Annotated in this window: 23 protein-coding genes and 1 riboswitch; of the genes, 16 read left to right on the top strand and 7 right to left on the bottom strand. The window is 44.5% G+C overall.

Annotated elements, in window-relative coordinates; genetic code table 11:
* Positions 1-92 precede the first annotated feature (92 nt).
* Together AC3WJJ_RS23875 and AC3WJJ_RS23870 are read left to right on the top strand one after the other, a co-directional pair.
* Positions 93-2,096, top strand: a complete 2,004-nt coding sequence (locus AC3WJJ_RS23875; RefSeq protein WP_492544458.1) for a heavy metal translocating P-type ATPase — start codon at positions 93-95, stop codon at positions 2,094-2,096.
* Positions 2,097-2,249: 153 nt separating this feature from the next.
* Positions 2,250-3,269 carry a leucine-rich repeat domain-containing protein gene (locus AC3WJJ_RS23870; RefSeq protein ID WP_492544456.1) on the top strand — a complete coding sequence of 340 codons (1,020 nt, stop codon included), beginning with the start codon at positions 2,250-2,252 and terminating at the stop codon, positions 3,267-3,269.
* 233 nt (positions 3,270-3,502) lie between these two features.
* Here the strand turns inward: AC3WJJ_RS23870 and AC3WJJ_RS23865 are convergent, their stop codons facing one another.
* Together AC3WJJ_RS23865 and AC3WJJ_RS23860 are read right to left on the bottom strand one after the other, a co-directional pair.
* The gene (locus AC3WJJ_RS23865) at positions 3,503-3,700 is read right to left on the bottom strand and encodes a hypothetical protein (protein ID WP_492544454.1); all 198 of its coding nucleotides are present in this window, start codon (positions 3,698-3,700) and stop codon (positions 3,503-3,505) included.
* Positions 3,701-3,841: 141 nt separating this feature from the next.
* Complete coding sequence (locus AC3WJJ_RS23860) at positions 3,842-5,014, bottom strand: ROK family protein (protein WP_492544452.1); 1,173 nt, start codon at positions 5,012-5,014, stop codon at positions 3,842-3,844.
* 244 nt (positions 5,015-5,258) lie between these two features.
* Between AC3WJJ_RS23860 and xylA the strand changes: the two genes are divergently transcribed.
* The 4 genes from xylA (at position 5,259) to AC3WJJ_RS23840 (ending at position 12,193) form a co-directional block, all read left to right on the top strand.
* Positions 5,259-6,575, top strand: coding sequence for a xylose isomerase (gene xylA / locus AC3WJJ_RS23855; protein ID WP_492544450.1), 1,317 nt, complete (start codon positions 5,259-5,261; stop codon positions 6,573-6,575).
* A 159-nt stretch (positions 6,576-6,734) separates the two neighbouring features.
* A complete protein-coding gene (xylB, locus tag AC3WJJ_RS23850) occupies positions 6,735-8,228 on the top strand; it encodes a xylulokinase (protein WP_492544448.1) in 1,494 nt (497 codons plus the stop codon).
* 321 nt (positions 8,229-8,549) lie between these two features.
* Positions 8,550-10,907, top strand: coding sequence for a YcdB/YcdC domain-containing protein (locus AC3WJJ_RS23845; RefSeq protein WP_492544446.1), 2,358 nt, complete (start codon positions 8,550-8,552; stop codon positions 10,905-10,907).
* A 143-nt stretch (positions 10,908-11,050) separates the two neighbouring features.
* On the top strand, positions 11,051-12,193 hold the full coding sequence (locus tag AC3WJJ_RS23840; protein ID WP_492544444.1) for a transglutaminase domain-containing protein: 1,143 nt from the start codon (positions 11,051-11,053) through the stop codon (positions 12,191-12,193).
* Positions 12,194-12,258: 65 nt separating this feature from the next.
* Here AC3WJJ_RS23840 and AC3WJJ_RS23835 read toward each other — a convergent pair whose 3' ends face one another.
* Both AC3WJJ_RS23835 and AC3WJJ_RS23830 read right to left on the bottom strand, forming a co-directional pair.
* Complete coding sequence (locus AC3WJJ_RS23835) at positions 12,259-13,710, bottom strand: amino acid permease (RefSeq protein WP_492544442.1); 1,452 nt, start codon at positions 13,708-13,710, stop codon at positions 12,259-12,261.
* Between the two features lie 105 nt (positions 13,711-13,815).
* A riboswitch (Lysine riboswitch) is annotated at positions 13,816-13,998 on the bottom strand.
* A 99-nt stretch (positions 13,999-14,097) separates the two neighbouring features.
* On the bottom strand, positions 14,098-15,231 hold the full coding sequence (locus AC3WJJ_RS23830; RefSeq protein ID WP_492544440.1) for a virulence factor: 1,134 nt from the start codon (positions 15,229-15,231) through the stop codon (positions 14,098-14,100).
* 313 nt (positions 15,232-15,544) lie between these two features.
* Between AC3WJJ_RS23830 and AC3WJJ_RS23825 the strand changes: the two genes are divergently transcribed.
* The 5 genes from AC3WJJ_RS23825 to AC3WJJ_RS23805 all read left to right on the top strand — a co-directional run bounded on the left by AC3WJJ_RS23825 (position 15,545) and on the right by AC3WJJ_RS23805 (position 20,956).
* A complete protein-coding gene (locus tag AC3WJJ_RS23825; RefSeq protein WP_422658348.1) occupies positions 15,545-16,894 on the top strand; it encodes a cytochrome ubiquinol oxidase subunit I in 1,350 nt (449 codons plus the stop codon).
* Positions 16,894-17,925 carry a cytochrome d ubiquinol oxidase subunit II gene (locus AC3WJJ_RS23820; protein WP_492544437.1) on the top strand — a complete coding sequence of 344 codons (1,032 nt, stop codon included), beginning with the start codon at positions 16,894-16,896 and terminating at the stop codon, positions 17,923-17,925. The genes AC3WJJ_RS23825 and AC3WJJ_RS23820 overlap by 1 nt, the downstream gene beginning before the upstream one ends.
* Positions 17,926-17,931: 6 nt before the next feature.
* Entirely contained in the window at positions 17,932-18,033 is a 102-nt protein-coding gene (cydS, locus tag AC3WJJ_RS23815; RefSeq protein ID WP_422658346.1) for a cytochrome bd oxidase small subunit CydS family protein, read from the top strand.
* Between the two features lie 83 nt (positions 18,034-18,116).
* Positions 18,117-19,121, top strand: coding sequence for an MBL fold metallo-hydrolase (locus AC3WJJ_RS23810; RefSeq protein ID WP_492544435.1), 1,005 nt, complete (start codon positions 18,117-18,119; stop codon positions 19,119-19,121).
* Positions 19,122-19,330: 209 nt separating this feature from the next.
* A complete protein-coding gene (locus tag AC3WJJ_RS23805; RefSeq protein WP_492544433.1) occupies positions 19,331-20,956 on the top strand; it encodes an ABC-F family ATP-binding cassette domain-containing protein in 1,626 nt (541 codons plus the stop codon).
* Between the two features lie 72 nt (positions 20,957-21,028).
* Here the strand turns inward: AC3WJJ_RS23805 and AC3WJJ_RS23800 are convergent, their stop codons facing one another.
* Positions 21,029-21,211 carry a hypothetical protein gene (locus AC3WJJ_RS23800; protein WP_492544431.1) on the bottom strand — a complete coding sequence of 61 codons (183 nt, stop codon included), beginning with the start codon at positions 21,209-21,211 and terminating at the stop codon, positions 21,029-21,031.
* 258 nt (positions 21,212-21,469) lie between these two features.
* Here AC3WJJ_RS23800 and AC3WJJ_RS23795 point away from each other — a divergent pair, with 258 nt between their 5' ends.
* Positions 21,470-22,339, top strand: coding sequence for a cation diffusion facilitator family transporter (locus AC3WJJ_RS23795; protein ID WP_492544429.1), 870 nt, complete (start codon positions 21,470-21,472; stop codon positions 22,337-22,339).
* Between the two features lie 73 nt (positions 22,340-22,412).
* Here AC3WJJ_RS23795 and AC3WJJ_RS23790 read toward each other — a convergent pair whose 3' ends face one another.
* Positions 22,413-22,796 carry a hypothetical protein gene (locus AC3WJJ_RS23790; protein WP_492544427.1) on the bottom strand — a complete coding sequence of 128 codons (384 nt, stop codon included), beginning with the start codon at positions 22,794-22,796 and terminating at the stop codon, positions 22,413-22,415.
* Between the two features lie 227 nt (positions 22,797-23,023).
* Between AC3WJJ_RS23790 and AC3WJJ_RS23785 the strand changes: the two genes are divergently transcribed.
* On the top strand, positions 23,024-23,599 hold the full coding sequence (locus tag AC3WJJ_RS23785) for a hypothetical protein (protein ID WP_492544425.1): 576 nt from the start codon (positions 23,024-23,026) through the stop codon (positions 23,597-23,599).
* A gap of 104 nt (positions 23,600-23,703) precedes the next feature.
* Here the strand turns inward: AC3WJJ_RS23785 and AC3WJJ_RS23780 are convergent, their stop codons facing one another.
* Positions 23,704-23,868 carry a DUF1328 domain-containing protein gene (locus AC3WJJ_RS23780; RefSeq protein ID WP_422658339.1) on the bottom strand — a complete coding sequence of 55 codons (165 nt, stop codon included), beginning with the start codon at positions 23,866-23,868 and terminating at the stop codon, positions 23,704-23,706.
* A 271-nt stretch (positions 23,869-24,139) separates the two neighbouring features.
* On the opposite strand from AC3WJJ_RS23780, the gene AC3WJJ_RS23775 reads away from it, so the two are divergent.
* The 3 genes from AC3WJJ_RS23775 to AC3WJJ_RS23765 all read left to right on the top strand — a co-directional run bounded on the left by AC3WJJ_RS23775 (position 24,140) and on the right by AC3WJJ_RS23765 (position 25,672).
* Positions 24,140-24,658 carry a DUF948 domain-containing protein gene (locus tag AC3WJJ_RS23775; RefSeq protein ID WP_492544423.1) on the top strand — a complete coding sequence of 173 codons (519 nt, stop codon included), beginning with the start codon at positions 24,140-24,142 and terminating at the stop codon, positions 24,656-24,658.
* Between the two features lie 61 nt (positions 24,659-24,719).
* A complete protein-coding gene (locus tag AC3WJJ_RS23770) occupies positions 24,720-25,247 on the top strand; it encodes a hypothetical protein (protein ID WP_492544421.1) in 528 nt (175 codons plus the stop codon).
* Positions 25,248-25,324: 77 nt separating this feature from the next.
* On the top strand, positions 25,325-25,672 hold the full coding sequence (locus AC3WJJ_RS23765; RefSeq protein WP_422658337.1) for a YflT domain-containing protein: 348 nt from the start codon (positions 25,325-25,327) through the stop codon (positions 25,670-25,672).

Genomic DNA, 25,672 nt, shown 5'->3' with positions numbered 1-25,672 from the left:
TTTAGCATGCTGCTCCGGCTTAGCCGGGGCAGCATGTGTCATTTTAAGGGGAATAAGAATGGATCTCATTCTCAAGTAGGAGTTGATTAACGATGCAAATGGTACAGAGTGGACAGATTGGAGACTTGTCTTCGGTAGAGAACGGAGCAGGCCCACAAAGGCCTCGTCATTCGGGTGGATGGGACTTGAAGAGCTTACTTAGCAATCCGGAGGTGCTAGCAGCACTTGGAAGCGGCGTTCTCATGCTTGCCGCATGGGCAGTGAGCCAGTGGTCAGAATCGTTATCTGTTATTTTATACGTAGTCTCATATACGATAGGGGGCTGGATCAAGGCTAAAGAAGGTGTTAAGACACTTCTCATTGAACGTGATCTGGATGTTAATTTATTAATGATTGCTGCTGCTCTGGGAGCTGCGACGATTGGCTACTGGAATGAAGGGGCGATGCTGATCTTTATCTTTGCACTAAGTGGTGCACTGGAAAGCTACACCATGCAGCGTAGTCGTAAGGACATATCTTCACTGATGGAGCTTCAGCCTGAGACGGCACTTCGTATTGAGAATGGTGAGATGGTGTCGATCTCCATTGATCAATTGGAGATTGGCGATCTCATCCTTGTTAAACCAGGTGAGCTTGTACCTGCTGATGGTACGGTTTATCGAGGAAGCTCTTCTGTGAATCAGTCCTCTATAACAGGGGAATCCATTCCCGTAGATAAGGTGGTAGGGGATGAGGTATTTGCTGGGACGCTTAATGGTGAAGGTGTGTTACATGTAGAAGTTACACAGTCTGCAGACCAGACTCTTTTTGCCAAAATCATTAAATTAGTCGAAGAAGCAGAGAGTGAAGTTCCGGAATCGGAGCGCTTCATCAAGCGTTTCGAATCGATTTATGCCAAAGTGGTGGTCCTCGTAACGATGGGATTAATTTTATTAACCACACCGCTGCTCGGTTGGGATTGGAGTACTTCATTCTATAAAGCAATGGTATTTCTAGTTGTTGCTTCACCATGTGCACTAGTGTCTTCCATTATGCCTGCCATGCTGTCTGCGATCTCGAATCGTGCCCGCAAAGGGGTATTGTTTAAAGGTGGAGCCCATATTGAGAACATGGCCCGAACTGCGGTAGTGGCATTCGATAAGACGGGAACATTGACGCTGGGAGCACCGATTGTCACTGACTTTATTGTTGGTGAAGGAATGTCACGTGAAGAGTTACTCTGTATTTGTGCATCCGTAGAGAGTATGTCTAAGCATCCGCTTGCCATGGCAATTGTTCAGTTGGCGAAGGAGGAAGGCGCTGTGCTCCACCCAGCTGAGAACGCGCAATCTATAACGGGATGGGGCATGCAGGCTGAGGTTCAAGGGAAGGTGTGGAAGATCGGAAAGAGTGATGTACTGGATCTTGAAGAGTATAAAACCTCTGCTACTTCTTTGCGATCTGGAGTGGAAGGAGCATCGGATCAGGATTGGGCCTCTATCCGCTCGGAACTAGAATCTGAAGGAAAGACGGTATCAGTTGTCCTCGTAGATAACCGGGTGATCGGAATGATCGCTATGCAGGATGCAGTGCGTCCGCAAGCGGCAGCAGCTGTGAAGCGGCTTCAACAGCTTGGGATTAAAGTAGCTATGTTAACGGGTGATCGCAGAGCAACCGCTCAAGTCATTGCGAAGCAGACGGGTGTTGATATGGTTTTCTCTGATTTGCTGCCCGAGGATAAAGTTGAACATTTGAAGAATCTGCGTGAGCAGTATGGGCATGTCGTTATGGTGGGCGATGGAGTGAATGATGCGCCTGCTTTAGCAACTGCAACGGTTGGTATCGGTATGGGAGTTACCGGCAGCGGAACAGCGCTAGAGGTGGCAGATGCGGTGTTGATGAATGATAATATTGAGGAAATTGCTGGAACCGTTAAGCTAGCTCGTAAGACTCAGCGAATTGTGAAGCAAAATATGGTGTTTGCAATCACCGTTATTCTTACGTTAATTGTTGCGAATTTTCTGCAAGGCGTAGCTCTTCCACTAGGGGTAATTGGCCATGAAGGCAGTACGATTCTGGTTATTCTGAACGGACTGCGCTTGCTACGCACAACTTAGATATGCAGCTAAACGGAGGAAAGGGCACTTCACTTGAAAGAGTGAAGCTGCTCTTTTTTTTGTATGAGATAAGCATCGGATTATATTTACAAATTATGGGGTTTGAATGTATTATCTTATGCAAATTGCTTAGGACGAAAAGAGGGGGATGTTATGATTCCGTTTTATTGTGATATACAAGGAAAAGCATATAGACGTTTGATTGATTATGTTGTGTCGCAGTCCAAGTTTTTCGTGCTAGCAACCCGCCATAGTTTGGGCCTTTCAGAGAGGGGGGAGCGGGCACTCACCGCACTAGAGCCCTTTTTGATCGAGATACGTCATATGGGGGAGATGATGCCGGACAATGCTATAGCCTACAGCCAAGGAACCTATTATATATACAAATGCTGCCCGGAAGCAGGGAAAGTGCTGAAAGACACGGCAAATAGTCTGTTTGAGTGGCAGAATTCACATCTTCCGGAAGATCTAAGCTTTTGGGATGAACAGAGACGAGACTTTTTGTACAATGTCGCACATGAACAAATGGCTGGCATGAGGGTGGATACAGCGGAAGCGGAAGATTTGGCGCAATCCATTCCTGGTTTGTTCTTTGATCGTCGTGAATACAAGCAGAATTTCGAGCTTTTTATAGAGGATGCTGTATACCATCAGCCTTCGAAGCTATCTATCGAGGCCTATGGAATCAAGGAGATTCCAGAACGCATCTCGGAGCTTAAGGGTTTGAAGGATTTGTATATTTTTGAGCAGGATGTTCGTAGACTACCGAGATCACTGTTTGATCTGACGACACTGGAGAGACTTACGATTTATACGGCGGATCTGGAGGAGATATCTGCAGATATCAGCAAGCTGATCCACTTAAAGAGCTTAACAGTCTATTGTGGGAGCTATCATACCATTACCGATTTATCCATTATGATCCAGAAAAGTGATATTTCCCTGACGAAGCTTCCACCGGAAATTGGCAAGCTTAAGAATCTGGAGAGTTTGGACATTTGCTACACAGCCATATCGGAGCTGCCAGTGGAGATGGAATCCTTAGTAAACCTGCGGTCATTATCGCTAAACAATAATATGTTAAAGGAAAAGCCTACAATCTTAAGTAAGCTAACAAATTTAAAGTATATTAATTTAGACAAAAATCCTTTTTGTGAGGATGTAAAATCATGATCCATCGATAATGATTTTAATGATCCGATACGTGTGTAACGATAAGAAAAGGGGGCAACAGCGATGGTAGGAACGTTTCGTACGCGGAGCGACTTCTACGTAAAAGAAGAAGCTACCCCTCTAGATCTAATGATCTTTTGGGACAGCCCCTTTGCGATATAGATATTCTCTAACAAAACGTCAAAATGACAATGTGGATTGTTGCACTATGGAATTTCATGTTTCAATTTTTGTCAAAAAAAGATAACCATAATGAGCTGGAAAATAGCGTATGCACCGATTCCCGCACCAATAAGTGTAAGACCTGCTTTTTTCTTTCCTTGAAAGAGACGTAGAATAGCTAAGCTGAACAGTGGCGCAATAACTAAGAGAAATAGCAGCACGGTAACAAACATTTGTGCCGTAATATCTGCAGTATTGACATAAGTCATGAAACGTTCCTCTCCAATCTGAATCTTCCTTATAGATTACATGTTTCGAAGTGACATATATCACACATATATGAAATCCATTATATAGGAAACAGATGGATATTACCTTAGTTACGAAATAAAAAATGAGGCGAAATTACGTCAATTTAAAGGCATTGATACGCGTACTGGCCCGAGAAAATGTGAAATAGCTGAGTAAGCAGCTCCAATGACGGTAGATCGACTGCCTAGTTCCGCAAAGCGTATTTCCATTCGTTCACGGTGATAGGGAAGGGTTCGCTTAGAGACGACTTGCTCGATCGTATCTTGAATCCATTCACGCGCATCCGACAATGGGCCTCCGATAACAACTGATTGAGGGTTAAAGCCGTTCACGAGATTTGTAATACCAACCCCGAGGTAACGACCAATATTTTCAAAATGAGCAATCGTATTATCATGCCCTTGTTCAGCATGCTTCACTAATTCTGAGGTTCGGCGTGAAGGGAGAGAAGCATCAAGAGAATCATAGGTTTTCTCCGATGCATATAGCTCCCAGCATCCACGATTACCACATGAGCAGGCCTTCCCGTCTGCTTCAATCGTCATATGTCCAGTTTCCCCGGCATAGCCTCGTGCTCCCTTGTAGAGCTCTCCATTGATAATAATCCCTGACCCAATACCGCTTCCAGCACTAATATACAACAGATGCTGTGCGTCACGTCCAGCCCCAAATCGAAGCTCACCCTGGGCCCCAGCGTTAGCCTCATTATCAATCGTGACCGGCACACCGATTTCATCTTCAAGGAGTTGCCGTAGTGGAACCATCTCCCACCCCAGGTTAGGAGCAAATAGAACGGTACCATCACTGTCTACCATACCAGGCACACCTACGCCGACGCCTACGATCCCGTAGTGGGAAGGGGGGGCAAGTTGCATGAGACCTTTAATCAACTGCACCATACGATTTAACACAGATGAGACATCGTGATGCTCCAGCAAGCATTCATTCTCCGCAATAATTCTTCCTTCTAGATCGGTCAGGATAGCGACCATCTGCTTAAGGCGAATTTCTACCCCTAGGGCATAACCTGCTTTACCATTAAACAACAGCATGCGTGGTTTACGACCGCCGCTTGATTCACCAGGTCCGCTCTCTAATAAGAGATGTTTCTCGCACAGCTCCAGCACAAGATTCGATACAGTTGCTTTATTAAGCCCAGTCAATTCGGATACTTTGACACGGGATAGAGGGGCATAGCGGATAATCGTATTCAGTACGATAGACATATTTATCTTCTTAACCAGTGCTTGATCACCAGTGATGTTTGTCATGGTAAACCCATCCTTCAGTAGTCAAATAGAACGTAATATATGCTCATAGTCTAGGGGGAAGATTATAAAATTGCAACAGATAGAGAAGAGATACAGCGATAATTTAAGGTCTAACACAACAGGGAATTACTACCTAAACATCAACTTAGTTTAACCAATAGACAAAGTTATAGGGATGTGTTAGGATTGCGTTGTAAGCGTTAACTTCTAACCACAATCTAAAGCAAATAGGAGGATTTATCTCATGGCCTATTTTAACAACGTGAATAAGATCGAATTCGAAGGAAGCAAATCAACGAATCCGTATGCTTTTAAATTTTATAATCCGAAAGAGGTTGTAGCCGGCAAAACGATGGAAGAACATCTTCGTTTCGCTATGGCTTACTGGCACACACTTACTGCTGGCGGATCTGATCCGTTTGGTGCGGATACAGCAGTTCGTCCTTGGGGCAATTACTCCGGTATGGATCTTGCGAAAGCGCGTGTAGAAGCCGGTTTTGAATTCATGGATAAATTGAACATGCCGTTCTTCTGCTTCCATGATGTAGATATCGCTCCAGAGGGAAATAATCTGCGTGAATTCTATAGCAACATCGATACAATCGTAGACATGATTGAAGACCATATGAAATCGACCGGTAAGAAACTTCTGTGGAACACGGCGAATATGTTCACGAATCCACGCTACATGCACGGTGCAGGAACCACCTGCAATGCAGATGTATATGCATATGCAGCTGCACAAGTGAAGAAGGGTCTGGAAGTGGGTAAACGCCTCGGAGCTGAGAACTATGTATTTTGGGGAGGCCGTGAAGGTTACGAGACGCTGCTGAACACGGATATGGGTCTAGAGCTTGATAACCTGGCTCGTCTGTTCAATATGGCGATTGACTATGCTAAGGAGATCGGATTTGACGCTCAGTTCTTGATTGAGCCTAAGCCTAAAGAACCGACGAAGCACCAATATGACTTTGATGCCGCTACGACAATTGCATTCTTGCAAAAATACGGACTTGATAAACACTTCAAATTGAACCTTGAAGCGAACCATGCAACACTAGCTGGTCATACATTTGAACACGAGCTTCGCGTAGCTCGCTTGAACGGAATGCTGGGCTCGCTGGATGCGAACCAAGGGGACATGCTGATTGGCTGGGATACAGATGAGTTCCCGGTAAATATTTATGATGCAACACTAACTCTGTATGAGGTGCTCATGAATGATGGCCTTGGCCGTGGTGGTGTGAACTTTGACGCGAAGGTGCGTCGTCCATCCTTCGAGCCTGAGGATCTATTCCTTGCACATATTGCAGGTATGGACACTTATGCAAAAGGCTTGAAGGTAGCTGCCAAGCTGATTGAAGACCGTGTCTTCGAAGACTTTATCGCGAAACGTTACAGCAGCTTCACTGAAGGAATCGGTGCGGACGTAGTATCTGGTAAAGCGACCTTGGCTTCCTTGGCTGAGTATGCGCTGAACAACGAGACACCTCGTAAGAATGAATCTGGTCGCCAAGAAATGCTTAAAGGCCTGCTTAATCAGTACATTCTTGCTAACTAAACCTGATGGAATATGCCTACTCGGCGTATGCTCTATGAGAAATGATTAACTTCACCGGCTCCCATAAGGGAAGCCGGTGAAGCTGTTTCACCCCAAAGGTTTCAGCAGAGCAGATCCAGGTATCTAACTTGCTGCGACTAACCATGAGGAGGAATCATGATGAGTTATGTGATCGGAGTCGATCTTGGCACAAGTGCAGTAAAGACGGTGCTCGTAGATCGTGGTGGGAAAGTGGTAGCAGAGCATTCGGAAGCCTACCCGCTGAGTCAGCCAAAACCAGGTTATAGTGAACAGCGCCCGGAAGATTGGGTAGAGAAGACACTCCTTTCTTTAAAGCGTTTAATAGAAGAGAACGCGATTGAACCCTCTCACATTGAAGGACTGAGCTTCTCAGGACAGATGCACGGTTTGGTTCTGTTAGATGAGGAGGGCAAGGTGCTTCGTCCAGCAATTCTTTGGAACGACACCCGGACGACAGAACAATGCCGCCGAATAGAGGATGCGCTTGGAGATAAGCTTCTTCGTATTACGCGCAATCGTGCACTGGAAGGCTTTACGCTTCCTAAGATCCTCTGGGTACAGGAACATGAGCCTGACATTCTAACACAAGCGGCTGTATTTCTGTTACCGAAGGATTATGTGCGTTACTGCTTAACTGGAAATATAACTATGGATTATTCGGATGCCGCAGGAACGTTGCTGCTGGATGTGGCCGGAAAAGCCTGGAGTACTGATATTTTGGATACATTCCATTTACCACATTCCTTCTGTCCTCCACTAGTGGAGTCATTCGACCTAAGCGGAACGCTGCTTCCGGAGATTGCGGAGCAATCCGGGCTTTTAGAGGCTACGAAAGTATTTACTGGTGGGGCTGATAATGCTTGCGGTGCAATGGGTGCAGGCATTCTTGCTGAAGGGCAGACCATGTGCAGTATAGGAACGTCTGGTGTGGTGCTTTCTTACGAAGATCGTAAAGAGGTGGACTTCGAAGGCAAAGTGCATTTTTTCAATCACAGTGAGAAAGATGCATACTATATTATGGGAGTAACCCTTGCGGCAGGATACAGTCTGGAATGGTTCAAAAGAACGTTTGCTCCTGACATATCCTTTGATGAGTTGCTAGATGGGATTCATGAAATTCCAGCTGGCAGTAGTGGACTTCTGTTCACACCATATATTGTGGGTGAGCGTACGCCACATCCGGATGCGAATATTCGTGGCAGCTTTATTGGCATGGATGCAGTGCATAAGCTCCCACATTTTGCACGTGCGGTGCTTGAAGGAATCACTTTTTCGTTACGTGAATCCATCGATATCTTACGAGCTTCTGGCAAAACGATCGACACGGTGATCTCGATCGGTGGCGGTGCCAAGAATGACAGCTGGCTCCAGATGCAAGCCGATATCTTTAATGCCGAGATTGTAAAGCTTGAAAGTGAGCAAGGGCCCGCGATGGGGGCTGCTATGCTAGCAGCATACGGTTGCGGCTGGTTCCCGAGTCTGAAGGGGTGTGCATCTGCATTCTTACGTCCGGCACAGAAATACGAGCCGAATCCAGATAACGTGGCGAAGTATAATGCATTGTTTGCGTCTTATCAGCGCGTGTATGGAGCAACACGCGAGCTGAGTCAGCAGCTAATGGAATACCGGTGATTCATTGCTATTGTTAGATATTTACGCTGTCCCTGGTTAGGGGCGGCGTTTTTTTGTCTGGACAAGACAGGTCTATTTTCATAATTTCAAACATAAGAAATAGAGTGACATGCTATGGGATTGTTGGATTTTCCTAAAATATCGTGTTAACAGGGCGTAACCAGACGACCCTTACAACCGTTTGTACTGTAGGAGAGTTATTATGACCTTGCTGCACAGATCATACTTTCTATGTTGAACACATCGCTGCACGTAAGAGCATGGTACTGTTCCAGTTGAGCTTAATGCTAAATACCGAGCCATGTGAAGGGAGCGAATGAATTGAAGAACAAGTCTAAAAAGTCTGTTCAGATGAAGTCTACCGTATGTGCTGTTACAGCCACGGCTATGCTCTGTCTTGCACAACCAGTATGGGGGGATTCAAGTCATGGAGTGGTTACCGTTACGCAAGTAGACGCAGGGGGAATTGTAGAAACAGTGGCACAGAATATGAGCACAGAGATTCCAGAAGGAGCCAAAATTTCGGCCAAGCAAGCGGAAGAGACGATAAAAAGATTGTTTCCAATGCTGAATAAAGCGACGGCAACGAATGCTGAATTCGCAGAACAGAACTATTCAAGCACAGGTGCAAAGGTATGGGAGATTATGTTCTCTTTTCAAAAAGGAAATCGGGGGACTGGATTTAGCGCTTCAGTGAATGCAGTCACCGGTGAAATTGTATCCGTGTATATACCGCGTTATCTGTTGATGTCTTTACAGGAAGGGCCCACGCAACCACTAGGCAGAGAGGCAGCTTCCAAGAAGGCAATGGAATGGATTAAGAAGAACATAAAGAGCGTCAATGCAAACGAACTAGTTGAGAATCCCCTGTATATGGGTATGACGAAATCATTATTTAGTCCCACTACATATGAGTTTTACTTTAATGTATCTGTAAATGGCATCCCTTCAGACGCAGATATGATTAGTATATCGCTCGATGAGCAAGGTCAGGTAACAACGTTCAATCGAACGAAGCAGTCTGAGATAACACCGGCTTCTTCAGTAGCTAAAGTTTCAGCGGAAGCAGCTAGAAAACAATATGAAGAATCTTTTGAAGTTGAGTTATCTTACATTCCTTCTTCTTCACAGTTTGCTAGAACGCAGGGGTCATATTTCTTGGGGTATGTTCCGAAGACGGAGGCGGGCTTCTCGATTGATGCGAATACAGGAGACGTGCTAGATTATGGGGGGGAACCGATTAAGGCAGATCAATTCAAGCCGGTAGACATTCCAACTTCATCTGGTGTGTATACGCCTTCTCCGAAGCCTTTATCCAGTGGAGATGAGGCTGTTAAATGGGTCCAATCGCAAATGGATATCTCAAAAAATTATAAAGCAACCAACAAAAGACTGGGAAAACGCTGGAGTGACAAGGAATCTAGTGTGTGGAGTATCTCGTTTAGTGATTTGCAAAATGGTAGGGATCTCTCCGTAGAGGTCGATTCAAAGACAGGTCAGATTTATACGTATAACTTTTATTCCTATCGTTTTGAATCAGGTATGAAGTCTGAACAGGATAAAACATCCGCAGTGAATAAGGTATCGAAAAAAGATGCCGAGAAAATTGCGTTTCGTACCATTTCCAGATTAACACCCGATGCTGCTAAGGAATGGAAACTAACGAGCACAGTTGAGCCAGGAAAAAATGATCCGTATCAGAACTATCAATTTTCATTTACCCGATACGCTGGTGGTATACCGATTTCAGGAGATACCCTTTCAATCGCAGTCGGAATGGATGGACAAGTGAACCAGTTCGCTAACTATTCGTTTGCACAAATATCTGACTTGCCGTTAAATAGTAAGCCTGTTATTACAGAAGCGGAAGCGAAGGCAGCCTTTCTAAAGGAGACGGAGTTAAAGCTTAAGTTCGCTCAATATGGTGGCTATATGTCCATGAATGGATCAGGTGAGCCGAGCACGAAGCTCGTGTATTATCCGGTACGGAAGGATATCAACTCGGTGTACTTAATTTCAATTCCACTTGATGCTATAACTGGAAAGTGGCATGATACGATCCTGCTTGAGTATTCGAACACAGAGGCTGCTCCTGCAAAAGATACGAAGGGACATAAGTCAGAAGCAGCACTGAATACAATGGTTCAGTATCGCGTGATGATTCCGGATGCAGATCAGAAGATATCTCCTGATCAGGAAATCACGACTGGAGACTGGTATCTGTTCGTTGCCAGAGCCCTGAACTCATCTTTGGATCAGTATTATGGGGAGAACACAGAGCCATACGGAAGTATTAAGCCAGAGAATAAATATTATAAAGCGATTCAGAGTTTAGTTTCACAGAATTGGCTCCCATATGAGCCGGATGCCTCCTTTAGTACAGAACGTAAGATTACTCGAGACGAACTTGCTCTTATGCTGACTCAGATGTTGAATTATGAGAAACTGGGTCTTACCTTCACCAAAGATGATGTCATTCCTGGAGCTAGCGATTCCGCTTCTGTAATGAATAAAGGAGCTGCGATTATTACGATGAAGCTGGGATTAATCCCTGTGATTGATGGAAAGTTCATGCCTCAGCGGGTCGTTACACGTGCAGAGGCTGCGGAAGTGCTACTACGTTTGTCTGAACTTGCAGGGAAGAGTGATTCGTTCATGAACGAAAATTTCATGTGGTAACCATTGCCTTCTTGAAGGTTATCTGATCAGCGTAGACAATCCTTGTTTTGAACTTGGAAAGGCTAAACAGAAGCTTACGGCCCATGGGTAATATGATACAATAACCATGCAGAGAGTGTGGAAGACGAAGGGCGGGTGTACCCATGAAATTAAACCGGGCGGCATTTATAAAACTGCTGCTGGTCGGGACATTAGCGGTTACCGTTGCTGCAGTCCCTGAACCGGTTGAAATCAGTGATGTATATGCCAATTCCAATAAAGCAGTTGTGAAATCCGTTAACGCGATTCAACAGAAGCTGCTTGCTGCAATGAATAGCAGGGAATCTACCGTTCGTTTTGTGTATCAGGGCCATACCAAGTCATTAAAGACACATCTTAAGAATGCGCTCGATCAGGCGATGGATAGCGACCCCTATATTCACTATACAATTGCTAGCTACAGCTATGATTATCGCGGTACCTCAAGCTCTGCTGACGTCACTGTTCGTTTAACTTACCGTGAAACGGCGGAGCAGACTGCATATGTGAATCAGAAGGTGAAGGAGATTCTGAAGGATCTGTTGAAGCCGGGGATGAATGATCATGAGAAAGTGAAGGCCATTAACGATTGGGTCATATTGAATTTGAAATATGATACTTCACTTCAGAAATATACTGCCTATGATGGGCTAAGTAGTGGCAGCACAGTATGCCAGGGTTACTCTTTATTAACCTATAAGCTGCTGAAAGAGTCGGGAATTCAGAATAAGATCGTTGAAGGTACAGCATATGCTGAAGGAAATCCACAGGGACAGCTTCATGCTTGGAATCTGGTTCTAGTGGATGGGAAATGGTATCACTTAGATACAACATGGAATGATCCGGTTCCTAACCGTGATGGAACGGTATCCTACACCTATTATCTAAGGAATGACGCACAGATGGGTAAAGACCATACGTGGACGAAAACCTATCCGAAGGCCGATACATTGTACCGGAATACCTTAAAGGCATTAGTATCTGAGGGATCTCCTAAATCTGGACTTTACCAGAAGCTCATGAAAGAATTAGATTACCATCTCTATGAGAAAGAAGCGATCGTAAAGACATATAGTGATTTACAGGGCAAGGTGAAGGCAGCGAATAAAGCAGGTAGATCGGAGCTGGTCTTTAGGTTCGATGGGAAGGAAACGGACTTGTTAGTTGTGCTGCAGAATCTTCAGCGTAAATCAGGTGTGGGTGCGATTAGATACTATCATAGTCTTCTGGATGATACGGATGATTTGAAGGTCCACATCTCGTGGTAAGCAAATCTCATCACTTAAAACAACAGGCCGCTCAAGGGTTAACCCTTGAGCGGCCTGTTTTTATATTATAGATTAGTCTTCGTACTCAAATCACATTCCTTAAGTGGGATAATTCGGCTTTTCTTCACAAGACGGTAACCGAACCAGATGGAAAGGAAGAGCGGTATGCTAAAGTAAGTTGCGATAATTGTATACCAATCAATATCTCCACTAAAACCACCTTGTCCGAGAATGGCAATCAAGCAGAGTACAAATGCGAATAATGGACCGAATGGGAACCAGCGAGCACGGAATGGCAGATCTTTCAGATCATGGCCTTGTGCGATATAAGCTTTACGGAAGCGGTAATGACTAATAGCAATCGCAAGCCAGTTAATAAATCCGCACATTCCTGATGCGTTTAGAAGCCAGATATAGACAACGCCGTCTCCGAAAAAGGAAGCTAGGAAAGCAAGCATACCTACAGAAGTTGTCACAATTAGGGCTCCTACCGGCACACCACGACTGTTCAATCGACTGAGCCATTTAGGTGCCATGCCTTGCTTAGCCATTGCATACAATACACGAGTAGATGCATACATGCCCGAGTTACCGGCAGACAGTACCGAACTCAAGATGACTGCGTTCATAACTGAAGCTGCGAAGGCAAGACCGGCTTTTTCAAACACTAGTGTAAACGGACTGACACCAATATTGTCCACACCGGACTGCAGCAGACTTGGATCTGTATATGGAATAAGCAGACCGATAACCAGGATAGCGAAAATATAGAAGATCAGAATGCGCCAGAACACTTGGCGAATCGCACGAGGAACATTCTCTCTTGGATTTTCACTTTCTCCAGCAGCTACCCCAATCAGCTCAGTCCCTTGGAACGAGAAGCCTGCAGCCATAAACACACCAACCAGAGCGAAGAATCCACCGTGCATAGAACCGCCGTCCATATTGAAGTTCGTGAAGCCAACTGCCTCACCACCAAGAATCCCGAAGATCATGGAAACGCCGACGATCAGAAACAGGACAACCGTGATTATCTTAATCATAGCGAACCAGTATTCCGATTCACCATAACCTTTGGCTGAGAGAAAATTCAGACCGAACATAATAGCAAGGAACAAGAGGCTCCATAGGAATGACGGGCTGTCCGGGAACCAGAATTTAATAATTACCGTAGCAGCCGCAAGTTCAGCGGCGATGGTGACGGCCCAGTTATACCAGAAGTTCCAGCCAACAGCAAAACCGAAAGCGGGACTAACAAAGCGTGTCGCATAAGTACTGAAGGATCCTGAATCCGGCAGATAAGTCGCCAGCTCCCCCAGACTCGTCATCAGAAAATATACCATCAAACCTACGGCAGCATAAGCGATAAGGGCTCCGCCTGGTCCTGCTGAAGCAATGGCGCCTCCACTTGCAAGAAACAGACCGGTTCCGATCGAGCCACCCAGAGCGATCATTGTCATATGCCGTGCTTTTAAACTTGGCTTAAGAGAAGTCGCTGGTGCTTTCTTGGATCTCATGTTGAACAACACTCCTTCTTTCTACATTCATATCACAAGGTAGGAAATAACATAAATAGGGCCGCAGGTTATGACCTGCGGCCCTTGGTATACCGCATCAACCTCCATGAAGATAGCACAACACGGGATACAACTCCCGTGACAGTTCCGTCCCTTTCAGGAGCGGCCCCAGCAGGCGTTACAAGAGCATAACACATACTTCGGCGAATAGGCCTTTCAACTGTGCGTCATGGGTGTCTCTTCACCTTAACACATCTACTGATCCTATTCGCAACCTCTACCTCATCGTGGAATGATGAGGCTATCTAATTATTCTTTTATTTGAAGAGAGTCTAAGTATAAGACAAGAAATGCGGTTGGATCAATGGTTAAATATAACATCCGCTGTTATTGTTTAGATCGCTTCGCCATTTGCTGCCATACGGTTCCTGCAGCTTCTTCTCCAGATTCAATCCGCTCGAGGGCCATTCTAGCCTGCAGACTCACTTCAAATTCTGGATCTTGCGCAGCTTCCTCGAGTGCAGCACGAGCATCCTCTGTACCAACTTCATACAGGAAGCGAGCGGCGCGCCACCGTACCAGTTTGCTGCTGTCTTTTAGTGTCTCCATCATAACAGGTGTAGCTGCTGCATCACCGATATCGGACAATGTATCTCCGGCTGTGCGGCGTACGGCAGGTGTGTCATCACGCATCGCTTCATATAGAAGCTCCATTGCTTCAGGTGTACGAAGATCGCCCAGGTATACAACCGCGAGACGTCTAATCTGCATTTTAGGATCTTTTAAAGCGCCCGAGAGAATCGAAATATGTTCTTCCTTCGGCTCCAAGAGCTCAAAGGCTGCATAACGCACACGCCAATCTGGATGTTTCATTGCGGTTTGGATTTCCTCATCCGTTAGCTTACGGCGCTGCTCAACAAATTCTTCCTCTCCTATACCGTGCGCGATCGCCTGAGCAACCACCTTGTCCAATCGTTCTTGTGGATATGCAGCTTCAATTTCCTGCTCGACTTCGCGGGCAATATCGGCCAGTTCACCGTAACGAACACCATAGTCTTTCAATTTCCGTTCCTTGATGAGCATGGCCGAGGCAACCTCAGTTACCGCTTGAGTGAAGCGAGGGGAGAGGGCAATACGCTCTTCGCGTCCTTCACCTTTTACACGAATCTGCATCGGTATTCCCCGGAATAACTGTACAAATACCTCTGCTTCTCCAAAACCGGATTGTTCACTCGTACTGTCTTCAAGACCTGTCTTCAGACCTTGCTGTCCAAATTTCTCTTGAACCTCACCAAGAATAGAAGGCCAGTCAGCGCTTCCCTTTCGATCTAGAGCAATAAAATCGGCAGTATGAAATACACTTTTCACCCCAGGAATATGCAAAAGCTCACGAATCCATGTAGGAGCAGAGCGTTCATTATCTGTCGTATATGTTTTGCGAATCCCGGGTTCGAGTGATTCATCCAAGTGGAGCTTCATGGAGTTTGGACTCGGGGTAGGCTCGATAAACGTAATTTTCATCGTAATTAACCTCCTTCTCATTCTTACCTATTGTACCTCTTTTGAAGACAGGAACAAACATAACTCACGAACCATAAACTTTTTAAACCTTTCTTGGATAAAAAGAGGAAGGGATTGTAAAACTGATAATGGTGATAGAAGGAGGCTATTTATGCTATCGAATAAGCAGGAAAAAAGACTTGCCCTGGTCTGTTTTGTTGTAGCAGCGATCATGCTCTATGGAACGGTAAAGGCCTTGATTCGCTTTATGCATTACTTCAGTTAGTCCATATACAACTTATTATTTAAGCCCAAACAACAAGGAGTGAACCTTATGTCATCGCTGGACCCTGTTTTGATGAGCCGGATATTAACCGCATTAACTTTATTTGTACATATTGTTCTTGCTACGATTGGCGTTGGTATCCCTTTAATGCTTGCACTTGCTGAATGGCGCGGCATTCGTACCGGAGATAACCATTACACGTTGATGGCACGCCGCTGGGCAAGAGGGTTTGTTATTACAGTCGCAGTCGGTGTCGTCACAGGTACGGCGATTGGATTACAACTGAGTCTGCTGTGGCCAACCTTCATGAGAGTTGCAGGTAAGGCGATTGCGCTGCCGCTCTTTATGGAGACCTTTGCATTTTTTATCGAAGCGATATTTCTGGGAATCTATTTGTATACGTGGGATCGTTTTAAGAATAAAATGACTCACCTTCTGCTATTGATTCCAGTTGCAATCGCATCCTCTGCTTCAGCTATATTCATTACGAGTTTGAACGCATTTATGAACCAGCCTCAAGGTTTTGAGCTGGTGGATGGTGTGTTTACGAATATCAATCCGTTTGTAGCGATGTTCAACCCGGCGACACCAACGAAGGTTAGCCATGTGCTGGCGTCAGCTTACACGACAAGTGCTGCTGCACTTGCAAGTATAGCGGCCTTCTGTCTTCTAAGAGGAAGCAAGCATCCCTATTTCAAAAAGGCGCTGAAACTGACGGTCATTTCCACTTTTGTTTTTGCAGTTGCCACAGTGGCTATCGGTGATTTCTCGGGTAAGTTTCTTGCGAAGTATCAACCGGAGAAGCTGGCTGCAGCAGAATGGCATTTTGAGACGATGGAGAAAGCTCCTCTAATTTATGGTGGGGTGTTAGATGAGAATCATGATATCAGATACGCTTTGAAAATCCCGTATGCACTGAGTATTCTTGCCGGGAACCGGCCCGATACGAAAGTAATCGGTCTGAATGAATTTCCTGAAGATGAACGTCCACCACTTATGGTGCATTACTTCTTTGATTTAAAAGTTACGAATGGTGTAATGCTTCTTGTCATTCCACTGTTGTATATCTTCCGTAAAAAACTTCCGGGTAAAAAGCCGTATCCCAAATGGCTGCTTATTGCTCTATTTGCACTTGGTCCGCTGGCTTTGGTAGCGATCTGGCTGGGTTGGTTCTTGGCGGAAGTAGGCAGACAACCGTGGATGCTGAGAGGGTACATGAAAGTGTCTGAAGCAGCGACTACCTCAACAAGTGTAGGGTGGATGCTTGTGCTGTTCATTATTTTATACTTGGTGTTGTCGGTTTCTGCAATACGGGTCCTGGGCAAGTTGTTTCGTAATAAGAATGCGGAGGACGAGCTTAGAATGCTTGAACTGAATGACAAAGGAGGCAATGCATAATGAGTTACGGAGTAGTGGCAATTGCGATTCTTTGGACGTTTTTGTTCGGGTATTTGATCGTCGCGTCAATTGATTTCGGAGCTGGATTTTTCAGCTATTACAGCGTCTTGACCGGGCATGAGAACAAGATACATAACATTATTCAAAGGTATCTATCACCGGTGTGGGAAGTAACCAATGTGTTTTTGATCTTCTTCGTCGTAGGGCTTGTTGGATTTTTTCCTGATGCAGCGTTCTATTACGGTACGGCACTCCTTGTTCCTGGGAGCCTTGCTACCGTGCTACTTGCGATTCGGGGAGCCTACTATGCTTATAATACTTATGGTAGCAACAAGGATAACAACATCATATATATGGGACTGTATGGAGCAACAGGGCTGCTCATTCCTGCAGCACTGTCCACGATTCTTGCCATTTCAGAGGGAGGAATTATCTATCTGGAGGGTGATAAGGTACTGATCGATTGGATTAGCTTCTTCACGAACCCGTATACATGGTCTGTCATTCTGCTTGCTCTTGTTAGTGTCCTGTATATCTCGGCTATGTTCTTGTCTTATTACGCGAAACGAGCGGGGGATGAAGTTGCTTTTGGCATCGTCCGAGGGTACGCACTAATTTGGAGTGGACCAACCATATTGTGTTCGTTCTTTGCATTTTTGACCTTAAATCGGCAAAATCCAGAACATTTTAGAGCTATGCTGGATATGTCTTGGATGTTTATAGCATCATTCCTGTGCTTCCTGTTTGCGGTTTATGCGGTTTGGAAGAAGAAATGGCTTGGACTAGCTTTTATTATGGTTATGCTTCAATTTGCCTTTGCTTGGTACGGATATGGACGGTCACATTTACCATACGTGCTGTATAAATATATCAATATTCATGAAAGCATCACGAACGACACCATGGCGATTTCTATGATTACAGCGTTTGTGCTTGGTTTATGTGTGTTGATTCCGTCACTTGTCTTGCTCATGCGGCTTTTTCTGTTTGATGCCAATTACATTCTCGGAAAATCCGGTAAAAAGGGGTGAGAAGCAATGGAGTATTTCACTATTTTTATCGCTCCCATGCTGACTGTTGCGGTTTCGATCGTTTTTATGGTGATATATGCAATGAAGTTTAAAGATCCTTCTGAATAAAATTAATATTGTTCATTTTGCTAGCAAAGTTGAGCACTTACGAATAAATGGGGTAAAATTAACGTATGGAAGGAGGAGGCATAATGCCAAAAATCCGCTATAACAATATCGATAACGTCAGTACAGATAAGACATTGAAGCAATTTAAGCAGTGGCGTGACGAACGACGAAATAAGAAAAAAGACTATTCATACGTCATTCCGAATCTGACGCCTGATCTTGAATATTTACACGGAAATAGGCACGAAACCTCCGTAACCTGGGTCGGACATGCGACATTTTTCATCCAATATGAAGGGCTTAATATTGTGACTGATCCGGTATGGGCGAAAAGGATGGGGCTTTCAAAACGTCTTGGAGAGCCAGGTATTCCTATTGCTGAGATACCACCGCTTGATGTTATCCTCATATCGCATTCGCATTATGACCACATGCATTTTTCGTCCATTCGAAAGCTGTACCGGGAGGGTACAACCATTATCGTCCCTGTAGGGCTTAAGCGTAAAATGATGAGCAAAGGGTTTAGGCGTGTCATTGAGCTGAAATGGTGGGAGACCACAACGATTGGCGGCGTTACCATAACCTTCGTTCCTACCCAGCACTGGACAAGGCGCACACCGTTTGACACCAATACCTCGCATTGGGGTGGATTTGTGCTGGAGCCTGAACTTCAGCAGAAGGATAAGCCAGATGAGAATACGGATTCTCATGATACCACGCGTATTCTTCCACCAAACTTATATTTTGCGGGAGATAGCGGGTATTTCCCAGGATTTAAAGAAATCGGTAACCGATTTAATATTCATATTGCATTGATGCCGATTGGAGCTTATGAGCCCGAATGGTTCATGACATCACAGCATGTCAATCCAGAGGAAGCGCTGCAGGCATTTTTGGATGTGAAGGCTGAGACCATGATCCCCATGCATTACGGAACATTTCGTCTTGCAGATGATACAGCGCAGGAGGCACTTGAGCGAATGGAAATCGAGCGCGAACGTCTCGGAATCGGTGAGGATCAAATTCGTGTGCTGAGTTATGGAGAGACTTTTAAGGTACAACCTGAACGGAGAGCTGTAGAGTCCTGATTCATGGATTCTATAGAAGAACTGCTCTTAACAAGCCTTCTGAGACCTGTCGGCCGACAGGATTAATTCAGGAGGTTTTTTCCATTGTTATAGGACTTTATCTGTTCGAATGCGTCAGAATGACGTTTTTAAGCGGCAAAGCTTCGTTAAAAGGAGTTCTTATGCTATAATGTGCACAAACCAATAGTTAAAAAGGATGGTAATGCTTAATGATCAGTACAAGCGGGATTACGCTCCGCTATGGCAAACGAGCACTATTTGAAGATGTAAATATAAAATTCACACCCGGCAACTGTTACGGCTTGATCGGAGCCAACGGTGCAGGAAAGTCCACTTTCCTCAAAATCTTGTCCGGTGAAATCGAGCCGAACCAAGGCGAAGTTCATATGACGCCTAATGAGCGGATGGCCGTTCTTAAACAGAACCATTATGAGTATGACGAGTATCCGGTTCTAGAGACAGTTATTATGGGGCACTCACGCCTTTACAAGATCATGAAGGAGAAAGACGAACTTTACGCTAAAGCTGATTTCTCTGAAGAAGACGGTATGCGTGCTGGTGAACTCGAAGGTGAGTTTGCTGAGCTAAATGGTTGGGATGCTGAGCCAGATGCTGCTGCACTATTGATCGGACTGGGTATTCCGCGTGAGCTTCATGATAAGAAGATGGCGGAACTGAGCGGTAACGAAAAGGTTCGAGTTCTCTTGGCGCAAGCTTTGTTCGGTCGTCCGAACAACCTGCTCCTCGATGAGCCTACCAACCACTTGGATCTAGAGTCCATTCAATGGCTCGAGAATTTCTTGATGGATTATGAAGGTACCGTTATCGTTGTATCCCATGACCGTCACTTCTTGAACAAGGTATGTACGCATATTGCGGATATCGATTTTGGTAAGATTCAACTGTATGTCGGTAACTATGACTTCTGGTATGAGTCCAGTAAGCTGGCGCTTGAACTTCAGCGTGAATCGAACAAGAAGAAAGAAGAGAAGATCAAGGAACTTCAAGCATTTATTCAGCGCTTCTCGGCGAATGCCTCCAAATCCAAGCAGGCGACTTCCCGTAAGAAGCAGCTCGATAAAATTACGCTGGATGACCTTCGTCCTTCGAACCGTAAATATCCGTTCCTTAACTTTAAACCAGAGCGTGAAGCAGGTAAGCAGCTTCTAACGGTGGATGGCATTACGAAGTCTATTGAAGGTGAGAAGGTTCTCGACAACGTTAGCTTTGTTGTAAACAAAGGCGACAAGATTGCTTTTGTAGGACCGAACGGTCTGCCGAAGTCTACGTTGTTCCAAGTTATCACTGGGGAAACCGAAGCGGAAGCAGGAGAATATAGCTGGGGTGTAACGACGACTCAAGCCTACTTCCCGAAAGATAACTCCGCTTATTTTGACGGTGTTGATTTGAACCTAGTAGAATGGCTTCGTCAATACTCCAAAGATCAGGATGAGACATTCCTGCGCGGATTCCTTGGACGTATGTTGTTCTCCGGTGAGGAAGCACTGAAGAAGGCGAGCGTTCTGTCCGGTGGAGAGAAAGTTCGTTGTATGCTGGCTAAAATGATGCTCAATGGTGCGAATGTGCTTATCTTTGATGAGCCTACGAACCACTTGGACCTCGAATCCATCACTGCGCTCAATAACGGACTGATTGATTTCGATGGAACGATCCTGTTCACTTCGCATGACCATCAGTTCATTCAGACCATTGCGAATCGGATTATCGAGATTACACCTAACGGTGTTATCGATCGTCAGATGAGTTATGATGAGTATCTGGAGAGTGAAGAAATCAAAGCTCTTCGGGATAGTATGTATCCAGCTGAGGTATAATACCAATTTGCATACGAAAAAGCTGCACCTTCAATGGAAGGGCAGCTTTTTTGGTCTGATTGAGGTGACGATTTACACGCCTGTACGACGGCGCTGGTTGTTCGGCTTCTTGTTGTTTTGACTCTTCATTTTTTGCGTTGTACCAGGCTGGAATGAACCTTGTTTTGTAGAAGTGTTTTGTTGTTTCTTTTGCTCCAGTTTCTGACGGATCGCATCAGCTAGACTCACCTTGCGTGAATCGTTGTTTTCCGACATGATTGTTTCCTCCTCGGATTATGAGTTGTCCTCATTTTATTCGTTTTTAAAACGGACGGCAAGGGCAACAATAAATATATCGGTTGGAAAACGGCATTTTTGCCTGGAGCAACTCTTTTTCGTCCAACTCACAAGGTTTCTCTAGACTCACAACGTTTCTCTAGACCCACAACCTATGCCTTTGCTAGGATAATAAAGAAGTTTTGAAAAAAGGCCTTATTGGCCATAGGAGAAGCAGTAAAGGAGAGACATTTCCCGGTGAACGCATATGATGACATCAAAAAGGGAGAGCGGGGAGCATGGATTAGTATTATCGCTTATCTAATCCTCTCGGCTTTTAAATTATTCTGTGGTTACATATTTGCTTCCAGCGCCCTGACTGCCGACGGATTCAACAACTTAACAGATATTGTTGCTTCCTTGGCGGTACTTATTGGATTGAAGATTTCACGCAAACCACCAGATTCAGATCATGCTTATGGGCATTTTAGAGCAGAGACGGTAGCTGCGTTAATTGCCTCATTTATTATGGCAGTGGTTGGTCTACAGGTGCTTATGGAAGCGATAAGTTCCTTTTTCGAGGGAAGCAAATCTACACCAGATGTACTGTCGGCTGGAGTAGCAGGACTGTGTGCGGTTGCGATGTACGGCGTTTATCGTTACAACGTTCGATTAGCTAAGCAGATTAATAATCAGGCATTGATGGCTGCTGCCAAGGATAATCTGTCAGATGCAATGGTCAGTGTTGGAGCCGCGGTAGGTATCATTGGTGCTCAGTTTGGTCTCCCCTGGCTTGATACGGTAGCTGCGCTTGCAGTAGGGGTACTTATCTGTAAAACGGCGTATGAAATCTTTCGAGACTGTACACATAGTCTTACGGATGGATTCGATGAGGAGCGGCTGCTGGATCTAAGACGAACTATTGCGAAGACCCCAGGAGTAGAAGGGATTAAGGATGTTAAAGCCAGAATTCATGGTAACCACGTACTGGTAGATGTCGTTGTAGAGGTGGATCCACAGTTAAGTGTCATCGAAGGACACCGAATTAGTGATACCATTGAGGAACGTATGGTGAAGTACCATAACATTATGAATGTTCATGTACATGTTGAACCGAAGGAGATTTAAATCTGAGAACAGGCATATAAAAAGGACTGCGATTTCGTCGCAGTCCTTTTTATATGCTCTATGTTATTAGTTGCTATTTTACGTAAATCCAAGCAGCTCCGAGCCACGTATAAATTTCAACCCACTCACCTTCAACTACTTCTTGAGAGTTGGTTCTAGTCGTATTTACTTTCTGAGGTGCGAGAGCACCGATGATTTTACCATTAGGTGCATCGTAGAAGTATGTTTTTGAAGTAAGTTCGATAATTTTAGTCGGATTAAGCACGACCTCATGTGCTTTGATGATTGGCTCGTCGAGTGTTGGGATATTCAGTGAATCTGAGTCTGCTTCTTTAACGACAGGAGTAGTTGTAGTAGCTGGAACTAATTCTGTAGCTTTAATAGGATCAGCACCTGCTACCGCAGTCATGGATAGTGCAAGGCCCAGCATTGTTGCAATACTAATTGTTTTTTTCATTGTTTCGTCTCCTCCTAGAAATTTGATTTATGTAGCGACATTATCGATTTAACCACCAAGAAGGTAAATTGAACCAATTTATCAAGTTGTTTTTTGAAAAGTGTGGGCTTTAACACTTCAGTTAATAACGAGTTCAGTGGGTATGACGTGACAAGGTAGTGCGATTCAGCTATACTTTGGAACAGTATTCATGTTCGAAATAAAGGTACATCCGAGGAGGGAAGCCGATGAGTCGCCGTAAGAACAAAGGCGGACGGATACTGCTTGGACTGTTGATATTTATTGTAATCATCGTTGGAGCAGGGATTTGGTACATTTCACCGTCAAAGAGCCTGGATCTAAAGTACCATTCAATTGATGTAAAAGACAAAATTATTAAAATGGTGGAAACACGTCAGCCAGAAATTGTACTAAGTGAAGATGAGTTCGCACAGATGAGCAAAAAAAACATGATTGAATATATGAATAAACATAATGTTGGGGTTGATCTTACAGGAGCTGATTTTCATATAGACGGTCAGAATATGACAGCAGATGTGAATGGGAAATGGGGGGTACTGCCTTTTGGTGCGACACTTCAGTTCCATATGACTGCAAATGGAAGTAAGCTATTCTTGGAGCATCAGTTGACGACACTTCGAAGCTTAGATATTCCAGCCTCTGTTTTCAAACTTGACCCTATTGAAATTTCCTTAAAAGAATATCTTCCTGATCTTGTTACGGTTAAAAAAGTTGATTTCCTGGATGAAGGGATGAAACTTACATTTAAAATCGATTGGTTATCCATTCCTTCATTATGGTAAATAAAAAGAACAGCCTCTGGTCAATTGACCAGAGGCTGTTCTTTTGTATTGCTAACCTTTTTCATATCTCTTTGTAGTGGCTTTAGTAAATTAGTATTGAATGGCTACATTGATCTTCTTCGACCGGTAAAGAGAGAGACGATGAACAGAACCAAGAAGATGAAGAACAGTACTTTTGCGATACTTGTTGCAGCCTCTACGATTCCAAAGAAACCGAAAATTCCAGCGACGAGTGCAATGACTAACAATATGACTGACCATCTTAACATAATAATTCACCCTTCTTTCATATATTTTTTTAGATAGGAGGCATTTCTCGTCATTTCTTGATGTGTTCTATTATGTAGAGATTGGCTTCCATTCAAGGCACGGGAACGAACTTCCCAGCGCCTCGTAGTTCTCATTTAACCTAGAGGATTTAGCTTGAAACAGAAGGGCAAGATGGCATACACCGATCATCATGAGTATTGTTTCGTACTGAAAGAGAGAGGGTAACTATGAAATATCGAGACAAACATACTGGAAAGTGAGGTCATGTTAATGCTGACACAGATTAGTGTTGCGATTATCGCTATTGCTTTTGCAATTCTTGTCTTCTTTCTAATTAAGACTTTGAAGGCAGCAACAAGCTCTCTGGATAAGGTGACTCAAACACTTCAAGAAGTTCAGACCACAATTGATGAACTTAGTTATGAAGTGAAGCAGACGATTCGTAACACGAACGATATAACCGTCGATGTCCAACACAAAATGAAGCAGATTGATCCAGTGATGGATACGGTTAAGAATTTGGGTGAAGCGCTCAGTGAGGTGACCTTTGCAGTTAAACAGGTATCTTCGGGAGTTGTTAGCAAGTTCAATCAGTCTAAAGCAAACACGACCATGAAGAAGAAGGAACTGCAACAACCCGTAGTGCCAATGACAGCTCAGGATCGAACTTTTCAGAGTTATGATTCCGTATACCATGAGTCTAAATCTTCGAATGCGGGAAAATGGTTAAATTATGTTGATGTTGCAGCAGGGATATGGAGTAAATTTCGTCGTCAGAAGGCCCGTTAAGGGACTGGACATCGGTAAGTACTGAACCGGTTGTCTGTAAGAATAGAAAGGGTGAAGTAATATGTTGAATGTCGTGCTGCTGTTGATGGGTATGCTTTCGCCCTTAAGTGGCGGAGTAGGCTTCCCGCCTGTGTCCGCAACTGAAATGACTGCACCTGTAAACCAAGCCTCAATGCTTTCAGATGCTCCTGCTCCGCAGAAAGAGCAGATTGATCGTTATGAGACGCTTAATGGAATTGCTCTAGCGGACACTGCGCAAGATGTGATTCGTAAGCTGGGCGAGCCGCTTGAAGTTACACAGGATCCTTTATTAGGTACAACGGAGTACCATTATAAAGATATGACGGTTGGCCTCTTTGACGGGTTGACGGATTACGTTCATGTGGAGCCTTCGGCTAAATCCATTCAGGTGAATGATCAGTCTATTCTACTGACAACCGGTCACATTACGGACTCTCTTGGTCATCCTTATTTCAAAGGCGAGGATGGAGATGTGTACGTGCAGGACCACCAAGTTATTAAGGTATTTAAAGATCATATGGACGGGAATATCGTTGGTGTCGATTTATTTTTCGAATATAGCGAATAACCTGTTTCAAAAGTTTCAAAATCGGTTAAATAATCTAGGGCTCTAACCTAGTACATTCCTATAGGAGGTTTTAAATTATGGAAACTACTAATAAACAAGCCTATGCAAAAATTGTTGAGAATGGAACTTTGGCCGTTCAAGAAATTCAGAACTTAGCAACTTCCGGTTACGCTGCAGATCATATTTATGTAATCGCGCATGATTCTGACAAGACAGAGCGTATCGCTCAAGCTTCAGAAGCTAAAGAGATTGGGATCAAGGAAGAAGGCGTGTTTGATTCGATTGCCAACTTGTTCCGCTCCCGTGGTGACGAACTTCGTGCTAAGATTGTATCTTTAGGATTTACAGAGGCAGAAGCCGACTTTTATGAGAAGCAACTGGACATGGGGAAAGTTCTCGTTATTGCTAAAAAAGATCACGCTTGA

The organism is Paenibacillus sp. FW507-14B1B (assembly GCF_058781425.1).
Note: the sequence above shows the minus strand (reverse complement) of the source record. Positions and strands in the feature narration are given on the sequence as shown.